The 15,366-nt window shown below is 75.3% G+C and carries 17 protein-coding genes; 7 read left to right on the forward strand and 10 right to left on the reverse strand.

Annotation, left to right across the window (positions count from 1 at the left end):
- The first annotated feature begins 52 nt into the window (after positions 1-52).
- Entirely contained in the window at positions 53-874 is an 822-nt protein-coding gene (locus DQ239_RS07460) for a 2,3,4,5-tetrahydropyridine-2,6-dicarboxylate N-succinyltransferase (protein ID WP_113833801.1), read from the forward strand.
- Between the two features lie 10 nt (positions 875-884).
- Here the strand turns inward: DQ239_RS07460 and DQ239_RS07465 are convergent, their stop codons facing one another.
- The 5 genes from DQ239_RS07465 to DQ239_RS07485 all read right to left on the reverse strand — a co-directional run bounded on the left by DQ239_RS07465 (position 885) and on the right by DQ239_RS07485 (position 4,971).
- Positions 885-1,736 carry an ABC transporter permease gene (locus tag DQ239_RS07465; protein WP_113833802.1) on the reverse strand — a complete coding sequence of 284 codons (852 nt, stop codon included), beginning with the start codon at positions 1,734-1,736 and terminating at the stop codon, positions 885-887.
- Positions 1,733-2,629, reverse strand: coding sequence for an ABC transporter ATP-binding protein (locus DQ239_RS07470; protein ID WP_233488883.1), 897 nt, complete (start codon positions 2,627-2,629; stop codon positions 1,733-1,735). The genes DQ239_RS07465 and DQ239_RS07470 overlap by 4 nt, the downstream gene beginning before the upstream one ends.
- A 77-nt stretch (positions 2,630-2,706) precedes the next feature.
- Complete coding sequence (locus DQ239_RS07475) at positions 2,707-3,795, reverse strand: hypothetical protein (protein WP_113833803.1); 1,089 nt, start codon at positions 3,793-3,795, stop codon at positions 2,707-2,709.
- Positions 3,779-4,306 carry a sigma-70 family RNA polymerase sigma factor gene (locus DQ239_RS07480; protein ID WP_233488884.1) on the reverse strand — a complete coding sequence of 176 codons (528 nt, stop codon included), beginning with the start codon at positions 4,304-4,306 and terminating at the stop codon, positions 3,779-3,781. The genes DQ239_RS07475 and DQ239_RS07480 overlap by 17 nt, the downstream gene beginning before the upstream one ends.
- A 152-nt stretch (positions 4,307-4,458) precedes the next feature.
- Positions 4,459-4,971: a flavin reductase family protein gene (locus DQ239_RS07485; RefSeq protein WP_113833805.1), complete on the reverse strand. Its 513-nt coding sequence runs from the start codon at positions 4,969-4,971 to the stop codon at positions 4,459-4,461.
- Positions 4,972-5,006: 35 nt separating this feature from the next.
- Between DQ239_RS07485 and DQ239_RS07490 the strand changes: the two genes are divergently transcribed.
- Positions 5,007-6,437 (forward strand): NAD(P)/FAD-dependent oxidoreductase, encoded by a 1,431-nt coding sequence (locus tag DQ239_RS07490; protein ID WP_113833806.1) that lies wholly within the window; start codon positions 5,007-5,009, stop codon positions 6,435-6,437.
- A gap of 22 nt (positions 6,438-6,459) precedes the next feature.
- Here the strand turns inward: DQ239_RS07490 and DQ239_RS07495 are convergent, their stop codons facing one another.
- On the reverse strand, positions 6,460-7,245 hold the full coding sequence (locus DQ239_RS07495) for a transglutaminase family protein (protein ID WP_113833807.1): 786 nt from the start codon (positions 7,243-7,245) through the stop codon (positions 6,460-6,462).
- A 127-nt stretch (positions 7,246-7,372) separates the two neighbouring features.
- Between DQ239_RS07495 and DQ239_RS07500 the strand changes: the two genes are divergently transcribed.
- Positions 7,373-8,179: an SGNH/GDSL hydrolase family protein gene (locus DQ239_RS07500; protein WP_233488885.1), complete on the forward strand. Its 807-nt coding sequence runs from the start codon at positions 7,373-7,375 to the stop codon at positions 8,177-8,179.
- Here DQ239_RS07500 and DQ239_RS07505 read toward each other — a convergent pair.
- On the reverse strand, positions 8,176-9,954 hold the full coding sequence (locus tag DQ239_RS07505) for a glycoside hydrolase family 2 TIM barrel-domain containing protein (protein WP_113833808.1): 1,779 nt from the start codon (positions 9,952-9,954) through the stop codon (positions 8,176-8,178). The two genes, DQ239_RS07500 and DQ239_RS07505, sit on opposite strands and share 4 nt — an antisense overlap.
- A gap of 248 nt (positions 9,955-10,202) precedes the next feature.
- Between DQ239_RS07505 and DQ239_RS07510 the strand changes: the two genes are divergently transcribed.
- Together DQ239_RS07510 and DQ239_RS07515 are read left to right on the forward strand one after the other, a co-directional pair.
- Positions 10,203-10,607, forward strand: a complete 405-nt coding sequence (locus DQ239_RS07510) for a VOC family protein (protein WP_113833809.1) — start codon at positions 10,203-10,205, stop codon at positions 10,605-10,607.
- The gene (locus DQ239_RS07515) at positions 10,604-10,906 is read left to right on the forward strand and encodes a helix-turn-helix domain-containing protein (RefSeq protein WP_113833810.1); all 303 of its coding nucleotides are present in this window, start codon (positions 10,604-10,606) and stop codon (positions 10,904-10,906) included. Before DQ239_RS07510 ends, DQ239_RS07515 begins: the two co-directional genes overlap by 4 nt.
- On the opposite strand, the gene DQ239_RS07520 is transcribed toward DQ239_RS07515, so the two are convergent.
- Both DQ239_RS07520 and DQ239_RS07525 read right to left on the reverse strand, forming a co-directional pair.
- Positions 10,903-12,843, reverse strand: a complete 1,941-nt coding sequence (locus DQ239_RS07520; RefSeq protein ID WP_233488886.1) for an EAL domain-containing protein — start codon at positions 12,841-12,843, stop codon at positions 10,903-10,905. The genes DQ239_RS07515 and DQ239_RS07520 overlap by 4 nt on opposite strands.
- Before the next feature lie 171 nt (positions 12,844-13,014).
- Entirely contained in the window at positions 13,015-13,317 is a 303-nt protein-coding gene (locus DQ239_RS07525; RefSeq protein WP_113833811.1) for a DUF427 domain-containing protein, read from the reverse strand.
- Between the two features lie 110 nt (positions 13,318-13,427).
- Between DQ239_RS07525 and DQ239_RS07530 the strand changes: the two genes are divergently transcribed.
- Entirely contained in the window at positions 13,428-14,459 is a 1,032-nt protein-coding gene (locus DQ239_RS07530; RefSeq protein WP_113833812.1) for an LLM class flavin-dependent oxidoreductase, read from the forward strand.
- 3 nt (positions 14,460-14,462) lie between these two features.
- Here DQ239_RS07530 and DQ239_RS07535 read toward each other — a convergent pair whose 3' ends face one another.
- Positions 14,463-14,912, reverse strand: a complete 450-nt coding sequence (locus DQ239_RS07535) for a BLUF domain-containing protein (RefSeq protein ID WP_158544797.1) — start codon at positions 14,910-14,912, stop codon at positions 14,463-14,465.
- Positions 14,913-15,119: 207 nt separating this feature from the next.
- On the opposite strand from DQ239_RS07535, the gene DQ239_RS07540 reads away from it, so the two are divergent.
- Positions 15,120-15,341: a hypothetical protein gene (locus DQ239_RS07540; RefSeq protein WP_113833814.1), complete on the forward strand. Its 222-nt coding sequence runs from the start codon at positions 15,120-15,122 to the stop codon at positions 15,339-15,341.
- Positions 15,342-15,366 lie beyond the last annotated feature (25 nt).

Here is a 15,366-nt window from a genome sequence, read left to right on the forward strand (position 1 = left end):
GCAGGTCGCCGAAGCCCCGGGAAACGGAGCCCACCCGGCTAGCCTCCCCGGCATGAATCAGACCGCCATCGACCCCGTCATCGATGAGCTGTGGGAGCACCGCGCGACGCTCGACCCGACCGACGTGGAGGCCCGTGCTCACGTGGTCGCCGCCGTCGATCTGCTCGATGCAGGTGCCGCGCGAGTCGCCTGCGTCGAAGGCGACGATGTCGTGGTCGACGAGCGCGCCAAGCGGGCGATCCTGCTGTCGTTCCGGGTCCTGCCGATGGCCGAGGGGAACCACGCCGGCTCCTACGTCCACGACCGCATGCCCCTCAAGACCAGCTTTCCCGGCGTGCGCGTCGTAGCCGGTGCGATCGCCCGGTGGGGCAGCCACGTCGAGCCGGGTGCGGTGCTGATGCCGAGCTTCGTCAACATCGGGGGCTACGTCGGGGGCGGCTCGATGGTCGACACGTGGGCGACCGTCGGCTCGTGCGCGCAGATCGGTCGCAACGTCCACCTGTCCGGTGGAGTCGGCATCGGCGGCGTGCTGGAGCCGCCGCAGGCGGCCCCCGTCGTGGTCGAGGACGACGCCTTCATCGGCTCTCGCTCGATGGTCGTCGAAGGCGCACGTGTCCGCCGTGGCGCCAAGCTCGGCGCGGGCGCCGTCCTCACCGCCAGCACGCGAGTGTTCGAGGCCGAGACCGGCGTCGAACTCACCCGCGGAGTCGCGCCCGAGCGAGCCGTCTGCGTCGGCTCGAGCCGGGTGAGGAGCTTCCCCGGCGGCGACTTCGGGCTGCCGTGCTTGCTGGTCCTCCGCTACCTCGAGCCTGGGCAGGAGCACGACAAGCTCGCCCTCAACGAGGTCCTCCGCGAGCACGGTGTGGCGCCGTGAGCGCCCACGCTCACAGGTCCTTGCGGACGAACGAGACCGCGGCCAGCCCCCACACCATCGCGACCCACACCGCGGCCCAGACCAGGTAGGCCCAGCTCAACGGGGCGACGCTGAGGAAGGGGAACGCCTCGCCGTCCACGCCGCCGAACTGCAGCAGCGCCGACGGGTCCTGGAACGCGTGCATCGCACCCCGCCACAGGCCGTCGGTGGGCAGCAGCACCCGCGACACCGACCCGACGCGGGCGACGGCGTCGTTGTCCACCGCGGCGCCGATGCCCCCGACCACGCCGGCCACCCAGGTGGTGCAGAACAGTCCGACCGCGACCACGCCCGACGCCATCGGTGAGATCACGCTGGACAGCAGCACGGCGAGGGTGAGCAGCACGGTGGTCTGCGCGGCGAGCAGAGCGAGGGCGGCGGCGGGCCCCGGCGGCCAGTAGTCCACGGTGACGCCCACGACGAGGACCTGCGCCAGCCCGGCGAGCACCACGAACACCCCGCCGAAGGTCACCAGGCCCAGCCACTTGCCGAGCAGGAACGCCGAGCGGCGGATGGGCCGGGCCAGCACCGCCAGCGCGATGCCCGATTCGGTCTCGCCCGCGAGCGTTGGGCCGGCGAGGAACGCGGTGCCCAGTGCGGCGATGAGGCTGTAGCCGAACATGACCAGGTTGAGCAGGATCGAGGCGGTCAGCCGGGCCTCGCCGCTGGTCAGCGTGCCGCCGGACTCCGCCGCGAATCGGGAGAAGCCCCAGCCGCTCAGCGCCAGCAGCACCAGGGTGAGCAGCCCCAGCGCCAGGAGCACCCGCCGGCGGGAGGCTTCGCGCAGGGTCAGCCCCGCGACGGTGAGGACGACGCGGGTCACGAGCCGGCCCCGTCGCGCAGGATGCCCAGCAGCCGTTCCTCCAGGCTGATCCGCCCCGGCTCGACGGCGTGCACGCGCACCCCGAGCGCCACGAGGTCGCGCACCAGATCGGGCACGGTGGCCTCGTCGTCGGCCGGGAACGCCACGGTGAACCAGTCGCCCTCCCGCTCGACGCGCCCCGCGCCCGCCAGCCTGCTCTCCGCGGCCGGCGGCATCCCGGTGAGGTGCAGGCGCACCTCGTGCTGCCCGAGCAGCTCCACCAGCGACCCCGACGCCGCGACGCGGCCGCGGTCGAGGACGACAACCCGGTCGCACACCCGCTCGACCTCGCCGATCAGGTGCGAGTTCAGCAGCACCGCGATGCCGCGCGCCTTGAGCGACAGCACGATGTCGCGGACGTCGGCCCGGCCCAGCGGGTCCAGCGCGCTGGTCGGCTCGTCGAGGACGACGAACTCCGGCCGCGCGACCAGGGCCACGGCCAGGCCCAGCCGCTGCTGCATCCCCTTCGAGAAGCCCCCGACCCGGTCACCGGCGCGGTCAGCGAGACCGACGAGCGCCAGGCAGTCGCGCTGCTCCTGCACGCCCACCGCCGCACCGGAGAGCCGCACGTGCAGCGCCAGCACTTCCGCGGCGGTGAGCCACGGCTGGTAGCGGAAGAGCTCGGGCAGGTATCCCACCCGGGCGCGGGCCGCGGGCTCCGCGGCCGGCTGCCCGAGCAGCAGCACCTCGCCGGCATCCGGCCGCACCAGGCCGAGCAGCATCTTGATGACCGTGGTCTTCCCGGCGCCGTTCGGGCCGAGCAGACCCACCACCTCGCCGCGGCCGACCTCCAGCGAGACGCCGTCCACCGCGGTGCGCCGTCCGTACCGCTTGCGCAGCCCGGTGCACCACACGGCCGCCGGCGGGGGCAGCTCGGCGACCAGCCGCGCCGCGTCCCGGAGGACGTCGTCGCGGCCGGTCGTCGCCCCGGTCAGCGGAGCCCCCGGGCGACCTCGAGCACCTCGCCGGTGTCCAGTGCGCCGGCCACCACGGTCACCTCGCCGTCCTCGACCCAGACCACGGCGGCCAGGGTGCGGTCGCGGGTGGCGAGCACGGTGGCCGGCTCGCCGTCGACCTCCTCGGTCGAGGTGCTGACGAAGTCCGAGGGCACGGGCAGCGGGAGCGTGGAGCCGTCGGCCGCGAAGGTGCGCAGCTGCGCGGCGACGTCCTCCGGGAGGCCGGGCAGCGACAGCAGGTAGTCGCGGACGGTCTCGAAGGGCACTCCGGAGGAGGACGCCGACGGCGCGACCGCGCGGCCGACGACCAGCCCCGGCGCGCCGCTGCCGCTCTGCCACACCTGGGCGACGCCCGGGCCGGCGACCAGGCGCACAGAGGCGCCGTCCAGCCCGGCCGGCGGGGTCGGCAGGGTCTCGCCCGCCTCGGCGGCGGCCCGTGCCGCGCGGTCGGCGTCGAAGGTGAAGGTGGTGGTGACCTCGCCGCCCACCTGGTACTCCGGCTCGCCGGTGATCCCGGCGGGCAGCGCGGCCACCTCCGGCGCGTCCAGGCCGCTCTCCGCCTCGGCCGTCGCCGCGTCGGCCACCGTGCGCAGCCCGTCGTCGCCGGTCAGGACGACGTCGCCGTAGGCCTCCAGGTCGGGCAGCGCCACGAGGTCGGCGCTGTCCAGGCCGATCGCGGCGACCTCCTCGGTCCGGAAGACGGGCAGCCAGTCGTTGGCGGCCGCGGTGCCGGCGCCGGCCAGGACGACGCCGACGGCCAGCGCGGCCGTGGCGGGCCGCCGGACCAGCTCGCCGAACCGGCCGCGGCGGGCCGTCCGCGCCGGCGCAGGTGCCGGGGTCCGGGCGGGAGCCGACGCCGCCGCGGACAACCGCGCCCACGCGGCCGGTACGTCGACGTCGGCCTCGGCGGTCAGGGCGGCGCCGACCAGCGCGGCGTCCTCGCGGGCGGCGGCCAGCGCGGTGAGGCACCGGGCGCAGTCGGCGACGTGCCGGCGGTCGGTCCCGGCCACGCCGGCGGGCTCGTCGAGCAGCCGGCGCAGCACGCCGTCAGTGGGATGACGCATGACGGGTCAACTCCTCGCGCAGGGCGTATTCGGCGCGTCGCACGGTGGTGCCGACGCTGCCGGGGGACAGGTCCAGGGCGGCCGCGACCTCGGCGTAGCTCAGCCCGCTGTGCCGCAGCACGAGAGCGACGGCCTGCTTGCGGGGGAGCCGGGCCAGGGCGGCACGGACGCGGCCGCGCTCCTCCAGCGTCACCACCACCTCGGCCACGTCGGGCTCGGCGACCGGGACGGCGGCGGCCGCGGTCTCCTCGTGCGACGCGCGGCGGCGCCCGGAGCGGATCAGGTTCAGCGCGGTGTGCGCCGCGGCCACCGACAGCCACCCGCCGGCCTCGCCCGCGGGCACCGACGAGCGGTTGAAGGCGAGGAACACCTCCTGGGCGACGTCCTCGGCCTGGTCGCGCGAGCCGAGCACGCGGGCGGCCACCGCGACGACCCGCGGGTACTCCCGCCGGAAGACGACGTCGAGGTCGGCGCGCAGCGCGCCGCGGGTGGGCGCGTCGGGAACCGGCACGCCGTCCCTCCCTCCGATCCTCGGGACCACGCCGGCGGGCAGCGCCAGCGCCGCTCCGGGTGGGAGGTGTCGCACGAGGTCCATACCGGTGGAGCACCGCCGGGGCCGGGAATGTGACACCGGCACCGCAGTCTGCCGTGCGGGACCCCCGATCAGGCCCGGCCGGCCGCCGATCCGCTCGGGTCGACGTAGCGCCCGCGGTGGCGCAGCAGCGGCACGCCCGCCCGGTCGCCGGGCAGCACCCCGACCACCTCCAGCAGCGCCAGCACGTGGTCGCCCGCCTCGACCAACCGCTCCAGCCGGCAGTCCAGGGCCGAGAGCCCGCCGGAGAGCACGATCGCGTCGCTGCCCGGGGCGCGCGTCCACGGCACGGCCTCGAGCAGGTGCCGCGCACTGGGCCGGCCGGCCGAGGAGAAGCGGGACGCGATGATCGCGTGCGGCGCGGCGAGCACGGTGAGCGCGCAGCTGCCCACCTCCTCCAGCACCTCCGCCGGATAGCCCGCGGCGGTCAGCCCGACCGCGACCAGCGGCGGCGCCGCCGACACGCTCATCACCGAGCTGACCGTCGTCCCGACGTCGTCGATGCCGTCCTTCACGGTCAGCAGGCACACCCCGGCGGCGTACTGACCCAGGGCGGCGGAGAACTCCGCGGCGTCGACCGGCATGGGCGCCAGTCCAGCACACGGGTCAGGATGGGGTCATGAGCAGCGCGCAGGAGCAGGCCTTCGACGTCGTCGTCCTCGGTGCGGGGTCGACCGGCGAGAACGTCGCCGACGTCGTGGTCAAGGGCGGGCTGTCGGCGGTGCTGGTCGAGAGCGAGCTCGTCGGCGGCGAGTGCTCGTACTGGGCCTGCATGCCGAGCAAGGCGCTGCTGCGCGGCACCGAGGTGCTCACCGAGGCGCGCGCCGTCGACGGCGCGACGCAGGCGGTGACCGGGGAGCAGGACGTCGCCGCCACCCTGGCCCGCCGCGACTCCTTCACCCACGGCTGGGACGACTCGAGCCAGGTCGACTGGGTGAAGGGCGCCGGCATCGACCTGGTGCGCGGCACCGGGCGGCTGGCCGGCGAGCGCGCCGTCGTCGTCACCGACGCCGACGGGAACGAGACCCGGCTGACCGCCCGCGTCGCCGTCGCCGTGTGCACCGGGTCGGTGGCCAAGCTGCCGCCGGTGGACGGCCTGGCCGACGTCGCGCCGTGGAGTCCGCGCGAGGCGACCAGCGCCAAGGAGCCCCCGGGGCGGCTGCTGATCCTCGGCGGCGGCTACGTCGGCTGCGAGATGGCGACCGCGTGGCAGGCGCTGGGCTCGCAGGTCACCCTGCTGCAGCGCGGTGACCGGCTGCTGCCCCGGGCCGAGCCCCAGGCCGGCGAGGCGGTCACCGAGGCGCTGCGCGCGCTCGGCGTCGACGTCCGGTTCGGCACCGACGTCACCGCCGCCCGGCGCGAGGGCACCGACGTGGTGCTGACGGCGGGCGACGAGGAGTTCCGCGGCGACGAGGTGCTGGTGGCGATCGGCCGGACCGCGCGCACCGGCGACGTCGGCCTGGAGACCGTCGGGCTGGAGCCGGGGGAGTACCTGACCGTCGACGACACGCTGCAGGTCGAAGGCCTGCCCTGGCTCTACGGCGTCGGCGACGTCAACGGCCGCCAGCTGCTCACGCACATGGGCAAGTACCAGGCCCGGCAGGCCGCGGCGGCCATCGTCGCCCGGGCCCGCGGCGAGCGGGTTGACGGCGCGGCGTGGTCACCGACCGCGGCCACCGCGGACGCCGTCGCCACCCCCTCGGTCGTGTTCACCACGCCGCAGGTCGCGAGCGTGGGGCGCACCGCGGCGCAGGCGCGCGAGGCCGGGCTGCCGCACCGCGTCGTCGAGTACCCGCTCGGCAGCGTGGCGGGGGCGTCGCTGTTCGCCGACGGCTACACCGGGACGGCGATCGCCGTGGTGGACACCGAGCGCGAGGTGCTCCTCGGGGTCACCTTCGTCGGCCCGGGCGTGGCCGAGCTGCTGCACGCCGCGACGATCGCCGTCGTCGGTGAGGTGCCGATCTCCCGGCTGTGGCACGCCGTCCCGTCCTACCCGACCATGAGCGAGATCTGGCTGCGGCTGCTGGAGACCTGGCGGGACGGCGACTGATCGACCTGTCGACAGGTCGACGTCAGGGGAGCGGGAACGGGGTCTCGTCGGGGGCGGGCAGCTCGCCGGCGGTGGTCGCCGTGACGGTCATGCCCTCGAAGCGCGCGACGCCGCCGAGCGTGGTGAGGAAGGCGGTGTCGGCGGCGTCCCGGCCCGCGCAGATGCGGACCAGCGAGCGCGTGGGGGCCAGCCGGGTCGCGTCGACCACGCACCAGGTGCCGTCGACGTCGGCCTCCACGACCGCGTGGAAGTCCATCGGCTGCAGGCCGGGCGCGTAGACCGCGACCAGCCGCGCGGGCACCTCGAGCGCCCGCAGCAGCGTGTTGGTCAGGTGGGCGTAGTCGCGGCACACCCCCTGCCCCACGAGCAGGGTGTCGACGGCGGTGTCCACCGGCCGGCTCGATCCCGAGGTGTAGGTCAGCCGCCGGTGCACCCAGTCGGCGACGGCGGGCACCAGCTGCGCCCGCGGCATCGTCGCGTCGAACTCCGCGTGCGCGAAGCCCTCGAGCTGGTCCGACGGGCAGTAGCGGCTGGGCCGCAGCGCGACCGCCCAGTCGGCCGGGGTGACGGGGCGCGGCGCCCCGCCGTCCTCCACCGCGGCCGAGTAGGTGATCGTGGTCCGCCCGGCGGGGAGCTCGAGGCGGTGCACCCGGGCGCCGTCGACCTCGAACTCCTCCGGCTCGAGGAACGTGCCGCCCGCATCCACCGTGAGCTGCTCGGTCAGCGGAGCGGGCACCGCCACCTGCAGCAGCGCGGTCGCCGGGGCGGGGGAGGAGAGGGACAGCGAGGCGGCGACGTCGATGCGCATGCGGGCATCGTGACGGTGGATCGCGGCCTCCGCCCGGCGGCAACACGACCGTCGCGGCCTTCTCACGAGCCGTTCACCTGCGGGTGTGCCCGAGGGCACAACCGGGCCGTCCGCCCGGCGTGGTGGAGTGAGCGACGTGCAGTTCGTCCCCACCTCCGCTCCCTGGCACCGCTACGTCGCCCTCGGCGACTCCTTCACCGAGGGGCTGAACGACGCCGACCCGGCGCGGCCCGACGAGTTCCGCGGCTGGGCCGACCGGCTCGCCGGGCACCTGGCCGCCGCCACCGACGACGACGTCGAGTACGCCAACCTCGCCATCCGCGGGCGGCTGCTGCGCCAGGTGGTCGAGGAGCAGGTGCCCGTGGCGCTGGAGGCGCGGCCGGACCTGGTCAGCCTGGTCGCCGGCGGCAACGACCTCATGCGGCCCGGCGCCGACCCCGACGCGCTGGCCGCCACCCTCGAGGCTGCCGTCGTCCGGTTCCGCGAGGCCGGCGCCGACGTGCTGCTGGCCACCGGCGTCGACCCCCGCGCCACCCCGCTGCTGCGCCGGGCCCGGGCCCGGATCGCCGTCTTCAACGCCGGCATCTGGGCCGTCGCCGCCCGCACCGGTGCCGCCGTCCTCGACCAGTGGAGCGCCGGCTGGCTGCAGGACGCACGGCTGTGGGACACCGACCGCATCCACCTCACCCCCGAGGGGCACCGGCGCATCGCGCTGGCCGCGGCGAGCGCGCTGGGGGTGCCCGCCGGGGACGACGAGTGGCGCATCCCGCTGCCGCCGCAGCCGGCGCGCGCGTTCCGGGTCGCGGTCGCCGAGGAGGCCGCGTGGGTGCGCGGCCACGTGGGCCCGTGGATCGGCCGGCGGCTGCGCGGGACGTCCTCGGGGGACGGGCGCGCGCCGAAGCGGCCCGTGCCCCTGGCGTTGCCGCGCGCCTAGCGGCCGCGCGTGGCGGCGGCGAGCAGCTCCGGGTCGACCTTGGGCGTCCGGTCGGCGCGCAGGAGACCGTTGACCTCCTGGTAGGTGTCGGTCAGCTGCGTCCAGCAGGCACCGGCCAGCACCTCCGAGTCGTGCACGGCGCGCCACATCGCCCGGTAGCGCTCGAGCAGCTCTCCAGGCGTCCCGGCGTTGCCGTACCCCCAGGCCGCTGTGCTGCTCGTGGCGCCGAGCGGATCGGTGACCAGCTCGTCCGGCGCACCCAGCGAGATGCCGCCGAACTCCGACAGCACGACCGCACGCCCGCCCGCCGGCGCCCGGTCCAGGTCGGCGAGCCGGCCGTCGGACCGCCGTGCCGCCAGCCGTCGCGACAGGGCGTCGGCGTCGGCGTAGCGGGCCGCCAGCCGCTCGGGTGACTGCTCGTAGTCGTGCACCCCCAGCAGCTGCCCGCCGGAGGTCTCCCACCCGTCGTTGGCCGACACCGGCCGGGTGCCGTCGAGGGCGCCGGCGACGGCGGCGAGCGCGTGCGCCAGCTCGGCCTGCCGCGGGTCGTGCTCGGCCTCCGGCGCACCCCACGACTCGTTCGTCGGCACCCAGGCCACGACGCTCGGATGGCCGCGGTGGGCGACGACGACGTCGGCCCACTCGGCCAGCAGCCGACGCGCCGAGACGTCGCCGGGCCGGTAGGCCGACGGCATCTCGGCCCACACCAGCATCCCGAGCCGGTCGGCCCAGGCGAGGTAGCGCGGGTCCTCCGTCTTCTGGTGCTTGCGCGCACCGTGGAAGCCCAGGGACCGGGTGAGCTCCAGGTCGCGGCGCAGCGCGTCGCCGTCCGGCGGCGTCAGCCCGGTCGACGGCCAGTACCCCTGGTCCAGGACCATCCGGGTCCGGACGGCGCGGTCGTTGAGCAGGAACCGGCCGTCCTCCACGCGCACGCTGCGCAGCGCGGTGTAGGTGTCCACCTCGTCGACGACCTGGCCGCGGGGGTCGACCAGCGCGAGCGCGCCGTCGACCAGCACGGGTCGGTCCGGCCACCACAGCAGTGCGACGCGGTCGTCGACACCGCCGTCCCCCAGGGCGAAGGTCCGGGTCATCTCGGGCCGGGTGACCAGGACGTCGTCGTCGACCAGCACCCGCCCGGCCGCGGAGAGCCGGATCCGCAGCCGGGAGCCGACGGCGTCCGGCGACATCCGGACGGTCGCGGTGACGGTGGTCGTCCGTGGCTCGGCCGACCAGCGGACGTCCTCGATGCGGACGGCCGGGGCCTGCTCCAGCCAGACCGTGCGCCAGATGCCGGTGGTGCGCGGGTACCAGATCGCGTGCGGCTCCTGCTGCCACTCCTGCTTGCCGCGCGGTGCGTCGAGATCGCGCTCGTCGTCCTCGGCGCGCACCACCAGGTCCGCACCGGTGTCCCCGAGCTGGTCGGTGACGTCCACCGACCAGGGGGTCCAGCCGCCCTCGTGCCGGGCGACGTGCTGCCCGCCGACCCAGACGTCGGCGATCCGGTCCACGGCGCCGAGGTGCAGCAGCGTCCGGACGCCCGGTGCGGCGGCCGGGAGGGGCCGGCGGTACCAGGCCCGGCGCACCGGCCCGTCCAGCGCCAGCCCGCTCGCCGGCGTCTCGGGGGCGAAGGGCACCCGGATGCGGTCGGCGAAGGGCACGCTGCCCAGCGCCATCGCCGCGTCACGGTCGGCGGTGAACTCCCACTCCCCGTCCAGCAGCTCGACCGGCCGGCGCACGAGGGGCTGCGGGTGGTGGACCGCGTCGTAGGCCCTCACCGGCGGCGCGCACGGGTCGGAGGGAGGGAGACGGTCGTCATCGGGTCGTCCCGTCAGTGGGGTGCAGGCCCGACGCCCGATGCGTCGGCCCTGCACAGCGGAGTGACGTGCTGAACGGTGCTCCGGGTGCCGGGCCTCATTCGACCAGACGACGGGGGCGTGCGCTCCCCGGTACGGCGCGGCGGTGTCCGCCTCCCTCGCCGCCGCTGGGCCTTGACGGCGCACTTCTATTTTGCAAGTGTCTCGCCGTGAGCCTCTTCATCACCTGCCCTGTCGAGGACGTCGCGCGGGCGACCGCCTTCTACACCGCCCTCGGCTGGACCCTCAACGCCGAGATGTCCGACCACAACGTCTCGTGCTTCGCGATCGCGCCGGAGCAGTACGTCATGCTCGGCAGCCGCGAGATGTACGCGAGCGTCGGTGGCACCGAGGAGCTGGTCGGGGGGCCCGGCACACCCTCGAAGGTCACGGTGTCGTTCGACCTCGGCAGCCGCGAGGCGGTCGACCAGCTGGTCGACCGCGCCGGCGCCGCCGGTGGGCGGATCGGGGACACCGACGATTACCCCTTCATGTACCAGCGCCAGTTCGACGACCCCGACGGCTACCACTGGTCGCCGTTCTGGATGAAGCCGGACGCCGATCCGACCGCGTGAGCGACCTCTCCGCCGCCCTCCGCGTCGTCGGAGCCCGCTGGGCACTGCTCGTCGTGGAGCGGCTGCTCGACGGCCCGCAGCGCTACGGCGACCTGCAGCGCGACCTCGGAGTGCCGACCAACGTGCTCGCGACCCGACTCCGCGAGCTCGAGGAGGCCGGCGTGCTGACCCGGCTGCCCCTCCGGCACAACACCCGGGCCTACGCGCTGACCGATCGCGGGCTCGCCCTCCGGGAGTCGATCGTCGCGCTCGGCCGCTGGGGTGCAGAGCAGCCGCGGGCCGGGCGCGACCCGGCCTAGGAGTCCTCGGGCTCGTCGGCGAGGTGGTCGAAGAGCCCGAACTTGCCGGTGTCGTCGGTGGCGAGCACGACCCGCCGCGGCGTACCGGGCATCGCCGGGCGCGGCTGCGGGACGACCGGGATCTCCAGCGCGTCGGGGAGGAGTGGGCCGGCGACGTCCTCGGCCGGGGTGTCGGTGACCTCGCCGATGAGCACGTCGGCCGGGCTGGGCAGCGGTGCGGGCCGGCCGAACGCGTAGCCCTGCGCCATCGCGCAGCCGTGGTCGAGGAGCCAGGCGGCCTGGTCGAGGTCCTCGATGCCCTCGGCGATCACCTGGAGCCCCATGCCCCGCCCCAGCTGCAGCAGGCCCTGCACGAGGGCGGCGGTCGCGGGCTCGGCCACGACGTCGGCGACGAAGGAGCGGTCGATCTTGAGCGTGTGGATGGGCAGCCGGTGCAGTGCGGTGATGGCCGAGTAGCCGGTGCCGAAGTCGTCGAGGGCCAGGGTCACGCCCTGGTCGGTGACGACGGCGACGGAGTGCAGCGTGGCCTCGGCGGCGAACAGCGCCGTCGACTCGGTGATCTCCAGCTCCAGCCGCGACGGGTCGAGGCCGGACTCCTCGAGCGCGGCGGCGACCAGCTCGCTGAACCCGTCCTCGGCGAGGTGTCGGGCGGAGACGTTGACGTGGACGCGCAGCTCGTCGGGCCAGGTGGCGGCGTCGTTGCAGGCCCGCCGGAGCACCCAGGCGCCCAGCTTGGAGGTGAGCCGGTTGTTCTCCGCGGCGTCCAGGAAGGCGCCCGGGGGGAGCAGCCCGCGGGTCGGGTGCTGCCAGCGGATGAGCGCCTCGTAGCCCAGCAGCGACTCGTCGGCCAGGTGCACGATCGGCTGGTAGAACAGCCGCAGCTCGTCGTTGTCGAGCGCGTGCCGGAGGTCGACCTCGAGCTGCAGCGCGTCGACGTCGCTGTCGCTCAGCGCACCCTCGTGCACCTCGACGCGGGCCCGGCTGCCATCGACCTTGGCCCGGTTCAGCGCGCTCTGCGCCTGGCGCAGCAGGTCGTCGGGGGTCATGTCGGAGCCGAGCGTGAGCCCGACGCTGGCCGACAGCGTGATCTCGCGGTCGAGCACCACGAACGGCTCGTCGAGCACGCTGAGCAGGCGCTCGGCCAGGGCGCGCAGGCCCTCCAGGTCCTCGACGTCCTCGGCGACGACGAGGAACTCGTCGGCACCGAGCCGCACGGCGGTGTCCTCCACGCGGGTGCTCCACCGGAGCCGGTCGGCGACCTGGCTCAGCAGCATGTCGCCGGCCTCGTGGCCGAGGGCGTCGTTCACCGCGCGGAACCGGTCGATGTTGAGGTGCACCAGCCCGACCTGCAGGCCGCGGCGGCGGGACAGCGCGACGGCGTGCCGCAGCCGGTCGGTGAGCGCGCGGCGGTTGGGCAGGCCGGTGAGCGGGTCGGTGAACGCGCGGCGGACCAGGTCGTCCTCGGCCCGGCGGCGGTCGGTGACGTCGACCAGCGAGAGCACCACGAACTGCGGGGCGCCGTTGTTGTGCCGGACGATCTCGTGGGCCTGCACGACCCAGAGCTCCGTGCCGTCGGAGCGGCGCAGGCGGCGCTCGCCGTCGAGCAGGAGGCTCGGGTCGAGGGCGGGCTCGCCGGGGGCGGGCTCCAGGCCGAGGTCGCCGACCGGCGGGTCGTCGGGGTGGGCCAGCAGGTCGACGTGCCGGCCGGCCAGCTCGTCGGCGCTGCGGCCGGTGAGCGCGCACATGACCGGGTTCGCGACCAGCACGTGGCCGTCCAGGTCGACCAGCGCCTTGGCGATCGGGGCGGAGAGGAAGAGCGCCTGGAACAGCTGGCCGCGATCGGCGAGCAGCGTGTCGATCGCCCGCATCCGCTGCCGGGCCGCCGCGGTGGGCGGGCTGTCGGGCTGCCACGGCGACTCGGGGGCGGGAAGGCTCACCGGGTCAGGGTTACGCATCGGAGGCGAGAAATGACGGAACTCGTCCACGGAGAGTCGTGATCGTGCCGTCACCCTGCGTAAGACGCCGACGGGACCTGGCGGGATCTGCCCACGAGAGCCCGTCGGACCCGGCAGGTCACGCCCATGGGGTCCGCCCTGGGCGTCCGGGCGTCACTCGCCGATGGTCACCCCGGGGGAGAAGGCGACGTAGCCGGCGAAGTCGGTGCCCACCCGCTCCACGGCCGACGGCTTGAGGTCGGGGTAGCTCCAGGCGCCGTCGGACGTCGTCCCGGACGGGGTGACGACGTCCCAGTACTGGGCGTCGCCCTTCCACGGGCAGGTGTAGGGGGTCGCGCTCCGGGTGAGCGCCCCCTCGACCACGGCCGACGGCGGGAAGTACCAGTTGCCCTCGATCCGGACGAGCTCGGACTCCGGGGCCTCGGCGACGACGGTGCCGTTGACGGTGGCGCGCATGGGGATCTCCTCCCGTCGGACCGCCCGCTGCGGTCGCTGCCGGGCGCAACGCCGCCCCGGGCCCGGGTCATCCCGGGAACACGGCGCGCGGCGGCGGCGCTGGGTGCTGCGTGGACAAGAAGATCGGCTTCCTGAACTTCGGGCACTGGCAGCCCATCCCCGGCTCGCAGGTGCGGACCGGCCGGGACGCGCTGCTCCAGACCGTCGAGCTCGCCGAGGCGGCCGAGGAGATCGGCCTGGACGGTGCCTACGTGCGGGTGCACCACTTCGCCCGCCAGCTCGCCTCGCCCTTCCCGCTGCTGTCGGCGATGGCCGCGCGCACGTCCCGCATCGAGCTGGGCACCGGGATCATCGACATGCGCTACGAGAACCCGCTGTACATGGCGGAGGAGGCCGCCGCGGCCGACCTGATCAGCGGCGGCCGGCTGCAGCTCGGCGTCAGCCGGGGATCACCGGAGACGGCGCTGCGCGGCTCGGAGGCCTTCGGGTACGTGCCGGCCCCCGGCAGCGACGACGCCGAGCTGGCCCGGCAGAAGACCGGGCTGTTCCTGGCGGCGATCTCCGGCGAGCCGGTCGTCGACGCCGACCCGGCGATGACCGGCGGGCGCCCCGGGCGGCTGTCCGTCCAGCCGCAGTCACCCGGCCTGGCCGACCGCATCTGGTGGGGATCGGGCACCCGGGCCACGGCGGAGTGGACCGCGGGGCAGGGCATGAACCTGATGAGCTCCACGCTCCTGGTCGAGGACACCGGCGTGCCCTTCGACGAGCTCCAGGCCGAGCAGATCGCGCGGTTCCGCCAGGCCTGGCGCGAGTCGGGGTGGGAGCGCGAGCCACGGGTGTCGGTGAGCCGCAGCGTCCTGCCGATCGTCAGCGACCTCGACCGCCAGTACTTCGGCGGCGACCCCGGCGAGGACCAGATCGGCATCCTCGAGGGCGTGCGCGCGCGGTTCGGCAAGAGCTACGTCGGGGAGCCCGACCGGCTCGCCGAGGACCTGGCCAAGGACGCCGCCGTCCGCGAGGCCGACACCCTGCTGCTCACGGTGCCCAACATGCTCGGCGTCGAGTACAACGCCCGGCTGCTGCAGACCGTCGTCGAGCACGTCGCCCCGGCGATCGGCTGGGTGCACCCCGACCGGCGCTGACGGTCAGACGACGGGTGCCGGGCCCCGTGCGGCCTGGCGCATCACCTGCAGCACGGCCTCCTGGCGTTCGGAGGTCCCGCGGCTGGTGGCTGGCGTGACCGACGCCTCGCGGGCGATCAGGTAGGTGTCGGGCGCCGAACCGTCCTGGGACACGCGCGCCATCGCCCAGTGCGGGAACGCCCGCCCGTCGACGGGGCCCGCCTCGAGCACCGACACCTCGTCGTGCCGGGAGTCGCGCTCGATCGTCGCGAACACCGACCGCACCCGCGCCTCGTCCCCCTCGAGCGTCTGCACGAACCGCTGGTCGGACAGCAGCAGGGCCCCGGTGATCCCGGCGCGCTTGTTGTTCGACCGGGCGGTGGTGAAGAGCTTCCCCAGCTCGGCCGGACGCTGCTGGGGGGCGATCCTGATACGGCTCCGGTAGATCAACCGGAACGTCGTCTCCTCGCTCATCGCACGTGGTCCTCCGGCGGTCGGCAGGCGGGTACGGGCAGCCATGGTGGTCGCGGGGTTCCTCCCGCGCCGTCTCACTCTGCGACGCCACCGCCCGCCGCCGGCCGACGCGAAATCTCAAAGTGAGACCCACCGCCCGCCGGTCCGGCGCCACCGTGGCCGCAGGCGGGCGCCCCCGTCCGCCGCGGCCAGGACCGGAGGTGCTCGGTGACGCAGACCGGAGGAGCGCTGCTCGGGCTGGCCGTCCTGGTCGCGCTCACGCACTGGGTCTGGACCCAGGTGGTGGCGCACGTCGATCCGCTGCTCATCCCGGCGGGCGCACGACGGCGGGTGGACCGCATCCGGGCCAACTCGGCGAACGTCTACGTGGCCTCCGGTGTCGTGGTGGCCGGCGTGCTGTGCGCCGAGGGTGCTCTCCTGCTCGGCTGAGCGCTCCCCGCCCGACCGGTCGCGG

Origin of the sequence: Blastococcus sp. TF02-09 (genome assembly GCF_003319105.1) — a bacterium.
Lineage (GTDB): Bacteria > Actinomycetota > Actinomycetes > Mycobacteriales > Geodermatophilaceae > Blastococcus.

What these genes read in the sequence shown, in the direction of transcription:
- DQ239_RS07485 (WP_113833805.1), bottom strand. Translation starts at nt 4,971, where the DNA reads ATGCCGGTCGACGCCGCGGAGTTCTCCGCCGCCCTGGGTCAGTACGCC.
- DQ239_RS07525 (WP_113833811.1), bottom strand. Translation starts at nt 13,317, where the DNA reads ATGCGCGCCACCGTCAACGGCACCGTCGTCGCCGAGGCCCCGGAGTCC.
- DQ239_RS07490 (WP_113833806.1), top strand. Translation starts at nt 5,007, where the DNA reads ATGAGCAGCGCGCAGGAGCAGGCCTTCGACGTCGTCGTCCTCGGTGCG.
- DQ239_RS07475 (WP_113833803.1), bottom strand. Translation starts at nt 3,795, where the DNA reads ATGCGTCATCCCACTGACGGCGTGCTGCGCCGGCTGCTCGACGAGCCC.
- DQ239_RS07460 (WP_113833801.1), top strand. Translation starts at nt 53, where the DNA reads ATGAATCAGACCGCCATCGACCCCGTCATCGATGAGCTGTGGGAGCAC.
- DQ239_RS07535 (WP_158544797.1), bottom strand. Translation starts at nt 14,912, where the DNA reads ATGAGCGAGGAGACGACGTTCCGGTTGATCTACCGGAGCCGTATCAGG.
- DQ239_RS07495 (WP_113833807.1), bottom strand. Translation starts at nt 7,245, where the DNA reads ATGCGCATCGACGTCGCCGCCTCGCTGTCCCTCTCCTCCCCCGCCCCG.